Here is a 13,198-nt window from a genome sequence, read left to right on the forward strand (position 1 = left end):
ATTCGTTTGCGGCGCGCTGATTTCCAATGAAATCGGCGCGCTTTTTGTTATGCTGCAACTTTAGCTTCGATTTGGTTCGTTGTTTACTTCGATTTTACTTTGGGTGACTAGAATGAATATCGAAACGCAAGGGGCATGTCACTTGCGAAGTTTGAGTACGGGGGATGAATGATATGGAATTGAAAATCAACCACGTTGGTAAATCCTTTGGGGAGAAGACGGCTTTGGTCGATTTTTCCCTCGATCTGGGACCGGGGGTTCTGGGACTTTTGGGGCCCAATGGAGCGGGCAAATCCACGCTGATGCGGATCTTGGCCACTCTTTCCCAGCCGACCGTCGGTCAGGTGATCTGGAATGGGCAAGACATCGTGAAAAAGCCGCAAGGATTGCGACGGGATCTGGGCTACCTGCCGCAGGACTTCGGTGTGTATCCCAACCTGACTCCGGTCGAATTCCTTGAATATATGGCGGCGATGAAGGGACTTCCGATGAAGCCGGCCAAAAAGCGGATCGATGAATTGTTGGAGGCACTTAATCTGACCCAAGACCGGAAACGGACGATGGGCGGGTTTTCGGGAGGGATGAAGCAGCGGGTAGGGATTGCCCAAGCACTCTTGAACGACCCCCGCTTGTTGATCGTGGACGAACCGACGGTGGGGCTGGACCCGGAGGAGCGGATCCGATTTCGGAATTTGTTGTCCAACTTGTCTTCGGATCGTATCGTGATCCTGTCCACCCACATTGTATCGGACATCGAGTCGATCGCCACCCATATCGCTTTGCTGGCCCGGGGACGTCTGATCATTGAAACCAGCCCGGAAAACCTGTTGCGCCATGTGGACAATAAAGTGTGGCAGTGGGTGGTCCCCAGTTCCGAGCTTCCCCGCATTCAGGATGATTACTTGGTTAGCAGCGCAGTTCACCGCAGTGACGGCGTCTATGTACGGGTTGTGTCGGACAATCCGCCCGGATCCGGTGCGAAAGTGGTTCCATCCGCGTTGGAAGATGCCTATCTCTACTATGTTGCATCATAAGGAGGGACTCCTCATGAATCGAACGTTCGTGATGATCCACACCCACTTAATCAAGCAGATGAGGAGCTATTCCTTTCTGATTGTGATCGGTTTGACCCTCTTTCTGGGGTATGCAGCCGTTCCCGCCGCCACTTCCGGATATGAGGTGTTCACCATCGGGGGGGTCCGGGGAATCTACAACTCGGCTTGGTTAGGCGGGATGGTCGCGATGTTTTCATCGCTCTTGTTGTGGCTGTTCGGTTTTTATATGCTCCGAAGTAAAATCTCGGAGGACCAGCAACGAGGGGTGGGCCCTTTGATCGCCTCCACCCCGATCAGCAAGTTTGCCTACATTTCCAGTAAAGTGTTGAGCAACTTTGTCATCCTGGTCGTAATCCAACTGGTGTTAATCGTGGCCTTTATCGCGATGCAGTGGATTCGCGGTGAGGATATGCGATTGGATTGGTGGGGATATCTCAACCCCTTCTTGATTGTGGTGCTGCCTTCCATGGCTGTTTTGGCATCTGTCACGGTTCTGTTTGATGTATTCCCGGGGCTGAAAGGATCCTTCGGAAATATCTTCTTTTTCTTTATGTGGATCATCCTGGGTGTGGTGGCCATCGAGAATCCCAACGGTTTTCTGGATGTGTACGGGATCGATGTCATTCGGTCCGACATGGTTCAACATGCGGCCGCCCAGTATCCGTCGATCGATCCGCAGCAACAAGGGGGGAGTTTCGGCTATTACCCGATGGAAGGCGCCCCGCTGACGTTTGAGTGGGAAGGAGTGGCCTGGACGGCTTCTCTGCTGTTGGAACGGTCGTTCTGGTTCCTGGTCGCCCTGGGTTTGACGGTGGTATCCACCCTGTTGTTCCGCCGTTTTTCCATCGGCGAAGCTCCCAAGCAGGGAAAGGTGGCCGCTCTGTTTGCACAGGTTCGTCCCTCCGTCGTTGAGATAGAGGATAAGAAACATTTTGATTTTACCCCGATCCGCCGTAAAACGAGCGGGAATTTTCCACGATTGGTCAAAGCGGAACTGCTGTTGATGTTAAAAGGAATCAATCTGTGGTGGTACCTGGTGGCCCTGGGTCTGATCGCGTTCAGTCTGATCGCGCCGTTGGAAATTTCACGGAACTGGCTGCCCCTCGTCCTGCTGTGGCCGCTTGCAATCTGGTCGCAGATGGCGACTCGGGAGACGCTTTACCGGACGGAGGATTTCGTGCTGACCAGTACATCGGTATTCCGACCATTTTTCGCCTTGTGGCTTTCCGGTGTGCTGGTCACGCTGGCCATGGGAAGCGGTGTACTCGTCAAGGGATTATTGGTTCAGGATCTGTCCTTGTTCGCAGCATGGCTGGTGAGTACGGTCTTTGTTCCCACTCTGGCATTGATGCTGGGGGTATGGTTCCGCACCCGTAAGATGTTTGAAGTGATCTACCTGCTGTGGTGGTATATGGGGCCGGTGAACGGCCTTTCCGTCCTGGATTTCCTATCGATTTCAGGAGCGAACCAGTCGATGCTCTATCTGACGATGACGGCTGCATTCCTGGTGGTGGCCGTGCTGGGTCAGAAGGTCCGGGTTCAATTTTAAAATGGAAAACGAAGGAGGAAACAACGTGAAAAAACCGTGGAACCTCATGTTGTCCTTGTCGGTGGGGATCGGTGTGTTTCTGGTGTCCGGGTGCAGTGGAGGGGAAAAGGAAGTGGTGGCCCAAGAAACGTTTGATGCCGGTTCCATCAATCAGATCCAAGTGAAGGCGGATGCGCAGGATGTCCGCATCGAACCCTCAGCAGACGGCCAGATTCAGGTAGAGTTGCTGGGAGGGGGATCATCCGCTGATGCGTTAAAAACGAACGCGGAGGGAAGCACCCTGGTGATTGACTTGAGCGCATCGGCTGCGGGTATAAACTGGGACCGTGCGATCGTCAAGCTGTCGGTTCCGGAGGAACAGCTGGAGGGGATATCGGTGCAGACGGTGTCCGGAAATATTTCCGGGAAAAGCGTCCAGACCCAAACATTGACTCTGACTTCCGACACGGGCAGGATCGAGTTGGAGGGATTCAGAGGGGAGAGTGTCAAGGGACGCACCACCAGTGCCGACTTAACTATGGAACAGGTGGAAGGTTCCTTTGAGGCGGACAGCTCCAGCGGAAAAGTCCGGGTGTCGGTTGCCGGAGAGTTCAGCCGTGAAAACCGTGTCCGAACGGATGCGGGGGATATTGAGATCCGCTCGCGACAACCGGCATTCCTCGAAGTGGACCTGTCTACCAGCAGCGGAAAAATCGAGTCCGACTTTTCCATAGCCGACGGGGGGGAGGAAAGCGGCTCCCGAAGGATCAGCGGAAAGATCGGTGAAGGGGAGAAGGATGACCCCAGACTGACCGTTCAATCCTCCACGGGCTCCATTCAATGGAAGCGTCCATGATGGGACTCGATTTCTACTAAATGAGACAACCGGCGGCCGTAGAAAGGCCGCCGGTTCTTTATATGGGATTTCGAGGCAAGATAACCCGGACGGTGGTTCCTTTTCCGGATTGACTGGTTACCTGGATATCGCCTCCATGAGCAAGAATAAACCCCCTGGCGATCGCCATGCCCAGTCCTGTTCCGTCATCGGGCTGATCGGTGGATGTGCCGCGGAAATATTTTTGGAACAGATGCTCCAATGTTTCTTCGTCCATCCCCACTCCGTAGTCGGCGATGATCAGTTCCACACCCTCTTGAAAGCGTAACAGGACGTGGATGGGTGTGCCGGGTGGATTGTGAATGATCGCATTCATCATCAAGTTGTGGAGTGCCCGTTGCAGAAGTTTGGCGTCAAAGAAAAAGGGGTGGTGCTCCACCGCACAATGGAAACGGATGGGGAAATCACGGGCCCGCGGATCGTTGCCCACATCCGCCACCAAGCGGCGGATAAATTCCACCATATCGGTCTCCTCGATCTGAAGGGGTAAGTGGGCATCGTTCATTTGCAGCGATAAACTGAGGTCCTGAATCAACTCCTGCATGTGAATGCCTTTTTCATGGATGTTTCGCATAAAGGTATGTTTTTCTTCGTCGCTCCAGGTGTGTTGATCCGAGAGGAGCATGGCCGAATAACCCGTAATGTAGGTGAGGGGCGTTTTCAAGTCATGGGAGATTCCCGCGACCCATTCTCGTTTCATCTCGTCCAGTTTTTTTCGTTCCCGTTCGTTTCGTTTGAGGGTGTCCGTCAGCTGTCGCATATGTTCAAACACCTCGTTATACAAGCGATACGGGAATCGCAGCTGGCCATTTTCCCCTGTGTTGGTACGCAGTTTCTCCGGCGGATCCAGGTCTCCTCGGGCCAGCTGCTCGATCCATCCGACGATCAGCAGAAGCGGCCTGCCCAAAAACCATCCGTACAGGATACTGGAGAGGAGTGCGCTCACCAGGAATACCAGGATAATCACCCGGTCGGCGGTACTCTCTTTTTCCGCCAGCCCGACCAATGGAAAGACGACTTCCATGGTTACCATCAGGACAAAAGCCAAAGCCAACAGCCAAATCAGGAAGCTGAGAATGAAATGAACCCCTAAGCGGATGCTCATCTTCATCGGTCCCCACCATCCTGCGGAGGGGTAAACTTATATCCGATGCCCCTCAGATTCACTAGAATACGAGGGTGTTTCGGCTCTGCTTCGATTTTTTTCCGCAATTTGGAGATGTGGATGACCACTGTTTTTTCGTCGCCTTCAAAAGAGGGTCCCCACACATACTCATACAATTGTTGGGCGGTGAAGATGCGGTTGGGGTTGGCGCAAAAGAACGAGAGCAACTCCAATTCTTTGGCGGTGCAATGAACGGGCTCTCCTTTGACGATCAATTGACCGGAGGGCCTGTCCAGTTTAAAGCTGCCAAAATCCCAGGAGTCTCCCGCAAGTGGTGTGGTGTCTTCCTTCATCAAACGTGTCCGGCGAAGCTGCACCTGGATTCGTGCCACCAGTTCCAGCGGATTGAACGGCTTGGTAATGTAATCGTCTCCGCCGATCCCTAATCCCGTCAACTTATCCCAATCACTGGAACGAGCCGTGACGAAGAGGATGGGGGCGAGCGTGTGATTCCGGATTTGTCTGCATACTTCGAAACCCTCCATGTCCGGCAGCATCACATCCAACAAAATAATGTCGTATGGTTGCCTTCGGACGAGGTGCAGGGCTTCTTCTGCGGTCGTGGCGGTATCCACGTGGGAAAATCCTTCCCGTTTGAGAAGGGTGAGCAGCATCTGCAACAATCCCCGCTCATCGTCCACCAACAAAATCTTTTCTTTCTTCAAAGCAAACCTCCCGCTTTCCATCCGGTTTTTCATCACTAAAAAGGTTGAAACCATCCTCCATTTTCCTGGAAGATCAACCCATTATAGAACGGAAGGTTGCGAAAGATCAAGCATATCCGAAAAACGATATCGAATATTGGAAAATTCATGTTTTGTTCATAAGGAAATTCGCTACTCTTTGTAGAAAATGATAGGTGATGCTGAACTTCGCTGCGACTGATTCTGGTAAGGAGGAATCCACGCCGATGGCTGTCACGATCCCGGAAACGATGCCGAAAAAGGCGACAGCGGGGGAAACGCTGTTGTTTCGAACCTTGAAGCGATATCTGACGGAAGAGTATGTGGTTTACTATGAACCAGACATTCAGGGATGGCGGCCGGATTTTGTGATCATCGGTCCCGAGCTGGGATTGTTGGTGCTGGAAGTAAAAGATTATACCCGGTCCACATTGGTGGAGTTGAATCCCGATCAATGGACAATCCGGAATGGGGCGGGGGAGGAAGTGACGGTCGTCTCTCCACTGAAGCAAGCCAGGGATTATGCGTTCCGCATCGCCGACAAATTGAAACGGGATCGCGACCTGGTACAGACGGAGGGGAAGCACCGCTCCAAGCTCAAATTTCCCTTTGGATACGGAGTGGTTTTCACGCGTCTCACCAAGGCGGATCTGGCCCGGGAAGAGCTGTTGGCGGTGGTGGATCCGAAGCTGACACTGACAAGGGAGGAGATTGATCCTGAGCGGGAGGCGTTTTCGGAGATTCTCTTACGGCAGAAACTCTCCCGAATGTTCACGGTCTCCTTCTCCCTGAAGGAGCCGCTGCGGCCGTTGGATATTCAGCGGATCCGCTTCCACTTGTTCCCCGAGGTGCGAATCGGCGGAAAGGTGACCAAAAAGGTTTCGTACCAAGACTATGTGTTGCTTTCACTGGATGATCTGGAAACGATGGACCTGCATCAAGAGAGTCTGGCCAAACAGATCGGGGACAAGCATCGCCTGATCCGGGGTGTGGCCGGCAGCGGAAAAACATTGATCCTGGCCAGCCGGGCAGCCATCTTAGCCAGGGAACATCCGGATTGGGAGATCCTGATCTTGTGTTACAATATCTCGCTGTCCCGCTTCATTCACGATATGGTGGAGCAGAAATGGAGCCAATCGGGGGATGGGTTGGATGATGAGGGAGAAGGGGAGCGGTGTTATTCGGCAGATGGAAGAAAACAAATCACGGTGCGCCATTTTCATGAGTGGCTGCATCGGGATCTGAAGATAACGGAAGAAGAAATCCCCCAGGCTGTGGAGGAATGGGAGGCGGGCAAGCGAATGCTGCCCCGGTATGATGCCATTCTGATCGATGAAGGACAGGATTTTGCACCGGAGTGGTTGGGTTTGGCGAGCCGGTTATTAAACCCGGACACCCAGTCGCTTCTGATCGTGGAAGACCGGGCGCAAACCATCTATCCCCGCCGCCGCAGCCTGCGCAAGGACACCGGTCTGGATTTTCGCGGGCGCTCCCGGGTATTAACGATCAATTATCGCAATACCGGCCCGGTCGTCCAGCTAGCGTGGGAGTTTTATCAGGCTCACGCTTCCCCTGAAAACAAGCCGTCAACAGGGGAAGACGTGGAGGTGATTACCCCGCAAAGCACGCTGAGAAGCGGTCCGCCCCCGTATTTGAAGCGGTTTGCCAGTTTGACGGATGAGATGGCTTATGTGGCCAGGCAGATGAAGGTGTTGCACCGGCAACGGGAGACGGCCTGGTCGGACATGCTGGTCTTGTACCGGGTGAAGCGGTATGATGGGGTGGACACCATGGGGGTTATCCAACAGGCACTGTCGCGGGAGGGGATCCCTTTTTACTGGCTGACGGAAAATCACCGTTCCAAGCGGGCGTTTGCGCCCAGAGAGAACGGTGTCACCATCAGCACCATCGACAGCAGCAAAGGGTTGGACTTTGAAGCCGTTTTCGTCGTCAACCTGGAACGGCTTCCGTTTCCCATGGAAGAGAACAAAGAACGGGAAGTCTCTCTCCTCTACATCGCCATGACACGGGCCAAAAAATATCTGTCGCTCACCTGGTCGGGTGAATCGGAGTTTACTCGGTGGCTGGAGCAGGCGGAGCGAACAGCCGTCAAGCAGTGAACGAGGAAAAAGGCTCCCGGATGCAGGGAAAGGTGTGGGATCGTGGAGAGAGAAAAGAGAGTCAAATGGTTGGAGGGGAGCCGAGTCTATCTCCGGCCGCCGGAAAAGGAAGATGTGGATCCTTTTTTTCGCAGTCTGTACCACATGGAAGGGCGTCGTTTGACCGGGCAAAACCGGGTGTATTCCCGGGAGGCCATCGGGGAGTGGTTGGAAAAAACGGCGCGGGATCCGGACCGCGTCTTTTTGGTGATTGTCTCCCAGGAGGATGATACGGTACTGGGCGATGTGGAACTGAACGACATCGACTGGTACCATCGCAGTGCCAACATTCGAATCCAATTGAACCATGAACGAAACTATGGTCAGGGATACGGGACGGAGGCTCTGGATCTGATGCTGGATCATGGTTTCGGCATTTTGAATCTGCACCGGATTCACCTGGAGGTTTTCGCCTTTAACGAACGGGCCATCCGGGCATATGAGAAGCTGGGCTTTCAACAGGAGGGAATTAGCCGGGAAGCATTGTATTACGACCATGCCTACCATGATGTCATCCAGATGGCCGTCTTGGCCCGCGAGTGGCGGGAACGAAAGCAAAGGAACCGTTAAGGGCGGAATGGGAGGGGAATGGATGGAACCGAGATTGGTACAAGTGGACCCCTTTACCGTAAGAGGGATTGCCGTCACCACGGACAATACCCGGGAAGCGGGACCGGAGGGGAAGCTGCCGGAATTGTGGGGCCGGTTTTACCGCCATCCGATCTGGACGGGACGCGGTGACGGCATACCGGTGGTTTATGGGGTATACCATCGGTATGAAGATGGGATGAACGGGAGTTATCGCGTTTTGGCGGGGTGTGAAGCGGAGTACGTGCAAGCGGGGGAGGACGTGGAGGAGCAGGGGGTACCCGCATCCACGTATGCGGTGTTCACATCCGACGAAGGGCCGATCGCCCGTGTAGTTCCGGAAACATGGATGCGGATCTGGGAGTGGTTTCGACAGACGGATTCGATGAAGCGGACGTATCAGGTTGATTTTGAACGCTATGATAAACGGGCCCACAACCCGGAGCGGGCTATTGTCGAGATCTATATTAGTGTTCATGATTCGTAACAGCCGATCCATAAAAACACAGCCGTTCGCATGATGCGAACGGCTGTGGAGGTGTGTTATTGCGCCTTCTTTTCCGCTTCCGGTTTTTCATCCCAGCATTCCACGTTCTTTAATCCGGGAATGCTGTTTTTAGTGAAAACGGGATCTTTCCCTTCTTTTTTCTGACGGATATAGTCTTGCAACGCGGCGAAAGCGATTTTGCCCAACAGGGCGATGGCGATCAAGTTGACCAACGTCATGCTGGCCATAAACAGGTCCGCCATGTTCCACACCAGGTCAATCTCCTGGACCGCGCCGAACAGGAGAAGGCCGAAGAAGGCGGCTTGATAGAGACGCAGCCAAACGGGATTGGCCCGGATAAATTGAATATTGGTTTCGCCGTAATAGTAGTTGCCCAAGAGCGAGCTGAAGGCGAACAGGAAAATAACCACCGCAATGAAGCTGGGTGCCCAGGGGCCAATGGTTGTAGCCAGGGCGGCCTGGGTTAGTTCGATTCCTACCAGACCGGAATTCCAATCTCCTGCAAACAAGATGATAAAGGCGGTTGCACTACAAATCAGCAGTGTGTCCGTAAACACGCCCAAAGTTTGGATCAGACCTTGTTTCACCGGGTGGCTGACATCGGCGGTTGCAGCGGCGTTGGGGGCACTTCCCATCCCCGCTTCGTTGGAAAAGAGTCCGCGCCGGATCCCTTCCATCAGAGCGGCACCCAGTCCACCACCGACAGCGGCCTCCAGTTGGAAAGCGCTTTGTACAATCAGGGCGAAGACTTCAGGAATCTGCCGGAAGTGGGTGACCATGATGAACAAAGCGACCAGGATATAAATGACGGCCATAACAGGAACGATCACCTGGGCGACACGTGCGATTCGTTTCACTCCCCCAAAAATGACAATCGCCATCAAAACTGCCAGAATCAGCCCCATGAACAGGCGATCCACGCCAAAGGCATTATGGAAGGCAAGGCTGATGGTGTTTGCCTGGACGGAGTTGAAGATGAGTCCAAAACACAAGGTCATCAAGAGGGAGAAGAGCAAACCCATCCAGCGTTTTCCCAAGGCTTTTTCCATGTAATAGGCGGGGCCGCCGCGGAAGGTGTCACCGTGGCGCTCCTTGTAAATCTGAGCCAGGGTGCTTTCCACAAATCCGGAGGCGGCCCCGACCAGTGCGATCATCCACATCCAGAAGACAGCACCGGGTCCACCGAGGGCGATGGCCAATGCTACCCCGGCCAGGTTGCCGGTTCCCACCCGGGATGCCGTACTGATACAAAAAGCTTGAAAGGAGGAGACGCCTTTCTTTCCGGGGGAAGCTTTTGCTCCTTCCCCCAACAAGCGGATCATCTCTTTCAGCATCCGGAACTGCACGAAATTGGAGCGGAAAGTAAAGTACAGACCTAATCCCAGCAAGGCTGCGATTAAGATATAGGTCCACAGGATATCGTTACCAACGGAAACAAATTGCTCGATCCACTTCAAACCGTTTTGTCACCTCTTCCGTATTTCTTGATTTTACAAAATGGTATGAAAAAAATCATACTCTTCAATCCTACCACATTCCGATTATAATCAAACATCCACTTATACGAATGGAGTATATTTTACCATGTAATCGGACACTTTTTGCAGGATGAATTGGTATGAAAGACATTAAAAAATAGATTTATTCTTTTAAAAAATTAAAATGGTAAAAGGAGGGGACGGCACCATTGGAGCAGTGGACGTTTATGGGACGAAGTGTATTGCCGTATGAAGTGGATCGTACGGTGCGCAATGACTTTCCTTCGACGGGTTGGAGCCCTTCCTGGCCCCGCCGCGAACAGGTTGATGGGGATTGGTACTACTGTCTGCCGCGAACGGAAGAACCGTGGTGGGTGGTGATTCGTCAGGATGGAAAAGCGTTGTCGGAGCAGGAGGCGAAGCGGATTTGGCGGGGGAGAACTGGGAGAGGATGTCTTTCTAACGTCTTTCGCGGTCTGATAGGGTTGCTGTTCGGTTTGGCCGGATTCGTCGTTTATATCTTGTTTGCCTTGGTTGTAGGCGGTCAGCTTGGTGTGGAAGGGGATATTGTGACGGAACCGCATGGAATAACGCTGTTTTTGGCCATTTTCTATTTTTTCTTATTTGCTCTGTGGGGAGCATCTTTTGCTTTTCCTAAAAGCTGGTGTTGGCTGGAAGTGGCGCGAAAACGCCGGTTGCTCGGGGGAATGTTGGCGGCGATCTTGGTGTCGCTACCGATCGGCACCGTGTTTGCAAGCACGTATGAGGTTTATATGGAAGACGGCATTCTTTATTCCGATGTGGGGGAGTGGGGAAAACAAAAAAAGGTGGCTTGGGCGGATCTGGAAGAAGTGAACCTGCAGGTAGAGAATTGGGAATACGGCCCGGATCTGGTGGTGGAGTCGGTAACAAGAGAGGGGCGAACCTTTAAATGGAGCGGTTCATTCCGGGAAGACGGTGAAACCTTTTTATCGATCAATCAGGCCGCGTTCGCCCAGGGAGCCAATATGACAGTAGAATGGTTAAACGGCGAGCAGCTCTTTTATATCAACGAGGCCTTCGGCGATGATGTACGTCAATTTTTCTACGAAGTGGCCCAGGACTTTGAGAAGCGCTACCCCGATGATCCCCGTGCCGTGAAAAACCGGAATCGGGAGTAGTTATGTTCATCACTGTAAAAGGGAACCCGCCCATCCGTGAGGATGGGCGGGTTCTATTAGGGTCTGTCTGGTCATTCATTTTTCTGTGAGAAAAGGGAAGGTCGGGTTGGCTTTTGGTTCGCCTTTGCACTCACAGAGCACAAGTCTCACCTGGTTCACTTCGTTCCCGGTCTCGCTATGCGCTTTTTGCAACGAAACGGAGACAGCCATACCGACCGGATCTCGCCCTACGGATTGTTCAGACACGCCCTAGTACTACAGTTGCATTTGTACGAAGAGTGTATAGGAGCGTGGGTTGGTCGGGCTGGTGGGCTGTCTTCGATCTCTTGCAAAAAGCGCAAAGGATCGCAGCCATCCCACCACCCTCCCTTCTCACATCTGCGCCTGCCCTTATAAGTACAACTGTAGTACTAGTCGTCATTTAATTTGGTGCCGGGTTTGGGTGCGTTTAAATGATGACGGACATTCGGGATTCGGGGATTTCCGATGCGAGCCTTTCCGATGCGGTAACCACCGATTCGGACTCGTGTGCGGTTTTCCAGTTCATCGATTTTGCGGCCGTTTTCTTGCCATTGGTTTTGCACTTGATTAAAATTGTCCCGCAATTGACTGTCCAGGTGACTGCCCGCTTTCCGCCAGCGGCTATCGGCTCGATTCCCTATATCTTTCCACCGTTGCCGGTCGATCCAAGTGCCGACTTTGATCCAGTTTTCCGACGTGATCGTCTCCCGCTCTAGCAGATGGTTCAAGGCGTAGTTCATACGGGCTCGTTCTCGTTTGCTCGCTTCCAGCATCGCCGAGTGAGTTTGATTGTTCAATTGGTTGTCTCGACTGTAGGATTCATCGATGTTTTTTACGGCTCCTTCGTAGGAGAGGTTATTGATACGGTTCAGATCCGCCGCATGCCGTTTCATGACATCCGATAAGGAGTGTTTGTCGTTTACGGTTCGATAAGATCCTCCTCCCGCATCGGCTACGGCCTTTAACTGTTGCTGTCCTTGGTTGTCCACATCGAAACCGATGATGTTCACAACCGCTTCGATATCCGATTGGTGAAGGGATCGGGCCGCTTCGGCGGGGTCACCGCCGCAGGTTTCCACTCCGTCACTGACGATATAGACCAGGGTCTTTTCCGGGCGAGGTTCCCGCAATAAATCTTTCTCAGCTGCTTCGATGGCACCGGCCAGAGGGGTCCAACCCGTCGGTTTAAAGCGGTCAAGCGCTTTTTGAAAGAGGGCGGGGTCATAAGGGCCGGGGGAGTAGACCTGTTCTGTTTTTTTACAGGAGAGCGCCTGGTCATTCTTCTGGTTGCTTCCCTCGTGACCGTAAACCCGCAGGGAGACCGAGGCATCGGCGGGAAGGCTTTCCGCAAACTCACGGATTGCCTCTTTGGCAAGGTCCATTTTTACTCCGCCGTCTACTTTTGCGGCCATGCTGCCGCTGGCATCCAGGAGAATTTCCACCCGGAGGGAGGCGGCGGTATTTTTCTCCTCTTTTTTGCGGCGCTCCCCCTCCTGTGCGTTTACGGACAGCTCACCATAGTTTTGGGTGTAATCGGCCTGCTCCAGTTGATCAAACGTATCCATATAAGAGCGGTAACTCTCTCCCACCAGGGCCAGTAATTCTCGGTAGATTTCTTCATCAGAGAGGCCTTCCGGCAACGCATCCAATTCTTTTTTTACCTTTTCTTTGTCATAGCGGTCTTCGGCATATCGCCCAATCCCCTCATCAGCCAAAATATCTTCCAATTCAACATGGGGTTGAGGGGGTGTGGGCGCAGCGGCTTCCTGCTGCGATTCCTCTTCCGTTTTGCCGTCCTTCTCATTTTTCGGCGACTCTTGACTGTCCTGGAGTGAATCTCCCAGGATCAAGCTGCATCCGGTGGCGAGAAAGAGAAAGATAAAAAGAGGGATCATAGCGGTTCGGTGAATCAAGGGACGTTTCACGTTTCCATCCTCCTCTTGTGTTTTCGTTCCACC

The 13,198-nt window shown here is 53.1% G+C and carries 11 protein-coding genes; 7 read left to right on the forward strand and 4 right to left on the reverse strand.

From position 1 onward, the window contains the following. Nucleotides 1-173: 173 nt before the first annotated feature. The 3 genes from JOE21_RS13930 to JOE21_RS13940 are packed head-to-tail and all read left to right on the forward strand — an operon-like array spanning nt 174 to nt 3,439. Nucleotides 174-1,034, forward strand: a complete 861-nt coding sequence (locus JOE21_RS13930) for an ABC transporter ATP-binding protein (RefSeq protein ID WP_309867387.1) — start codon at nt 174-176, stop codon at nt 1,032-1,034. 13 nt (nt 1,035-1,047) lie between these two features. Next, a complete protein-coding gene (locus JOE21_RS13935) occupies nt 1,048-2,604 on the forward strand; it encodes an ABC transporter permease (protein ID WP_309867390.1) in 1,557 nt (518 codons plus the stop codon). 25 nt (nt 2,605-2,629) lie between these two features. Next, a complete protein-coding gene (locus JOE21_RS13940; protein WP_309867392.1) occupies nt 2,630-3,439 on the forward strand; it encodes a DUF4097 family beta strand repeat-containing protein in 810 nt (269 codons plus the stop codon). 58 nt (nt 3,440-3,497) lie between these two features. On the opposite strand, the gene JOE21_RS13945 is transcribed toward JOE21_RS13940, so the two are convergent. Both JOE21_RS13945 and JOE21_RS13950 read right to left on the reverse strand, forming a co-directional pair. Continuing rightward, on the reverse strand, nt 3,498-4,589 hold the full coding sequence (locus JOE21_RS13945; protein WP_309867394.1) for a sensor histidine kinase: 1,092 nt from the start codon (nt 4,587-4,589) through the stop codon (nt 3,498-3,500). Then, the gene (locus JOE21_RS13950; protein ID WP_309867396.1) at nt 4,586-5,308 is read right to left on the reverse strand and encodes a response regulator transcription factor; all 723 of its coding nucleotides are present in this window, start codon (nt 5,306-5,308) and stop codon (nt 4,586-4,588) included. Before JOE21_RS13950 ends, JOE21_RS13945 begins: the two co-directional genes overlap by 4 nt. 245 nt (nt 5,309-5,553) lie before the next feature. Between JOE21_RS13950 and JOE21_RS13955 the strand changes: the two genes are divergently transcribed. The 3 genes from JOE21_RS13955 to JOE21_RS13965 are packed head-to-tail and all read left to right on the forward strand — an operon-like array spanning nt 5,554 to nt 8,560. Beyond that, complete coding sequence (locus JOE21_RS13955) at nt 5,554-7,446, forward strand: DEAD/DEAH box helicase (RefSeq protein ID WP_309867398.1); 1,893 nt, start codon at nt 5,554-5,556, stop codon at nt 7,444-7,446. Between the two features lie 42 nt (nt 7,447-7,488). Further along, entirely contained in the window at nt 7,489-8,055 is a 567-nt protein-coding gene (locus JOE21_RS13960; protein ID WP_309867400.1) for a GNAT family N-acetyltransferase, read from the forward strand. A 22-nt stretch (nt 8,056-8,077) separates the two neighbouring features. Beyond that, the gene (locus JOE21_RS13965) at nt 8,078-8,560 is read left to right on the forward strand and encodes a GyrI-like domain-containing protein (protein ID WP_309867403.1); all 483 of its coding nucleotides are present in this window, start codon (nt 8,078-8,080) and stop codon (nt 8,558-8,560) included. Between the two features lie 56 nt (nt 8,561-8,616). Here the strand turns inward: JOE21_RS13965 and JOE21_RS13970 are convergent, their stop codons facing one another. Beyond that, nucleotides 8,617-10,038, reverse strand: coding sequence for an alanine/glycine:cation symporter family protein (locus tag JOE21_RS13970; RefSeq protein WP_309867406.1), 1,422 nt, complete (start codon nt 10,036-10,038; stop codon nt 8,617-8,619). Nucleotides 10,039-10,268: 230 nt separating this feature from the next. On the opposite strand from JOE21_RS13970, the gene JOE21_RS13975 reads away from it, so the two are divergent. Continuing rightward, on the forward strand, nt 10,269-11,219 hold the full coding sequence (locus JOE21_RS13975; RefSeq protein WP_309867408.1) for a hypothetical protein: 951 nt from the start codon (nt 10,269-10,271) through the stop codon (nt 11,217-11,219). Between the two features lie 410 nt (nt 11,220-11,629). Here the strand turns inward: JOE21_RS13975 and JOE21_RS13980 are convergent, their stop codons facing one another. Then, entirely contained in the window at nt 11,630-13,165 is a 1,536-nt protein-coding gene (locus JOE21_RS13980; RefSeq protein ID WP_309867410.1) for a VWA domain-containing protein, read from the reverse strand. Between the last annotated feature and the right edge of the window lie 33 nt (nt 13,166-13,198).

The organism is Desmospora profundinema, from assembly GCF_031454155.1.
Taxonomy (GTDB): domain Bacteria; phylum Bacillota; class Bacilli; order Thermoactinomycetales; family DSM-45169; genus Desmospora; species Desmospora profundinema.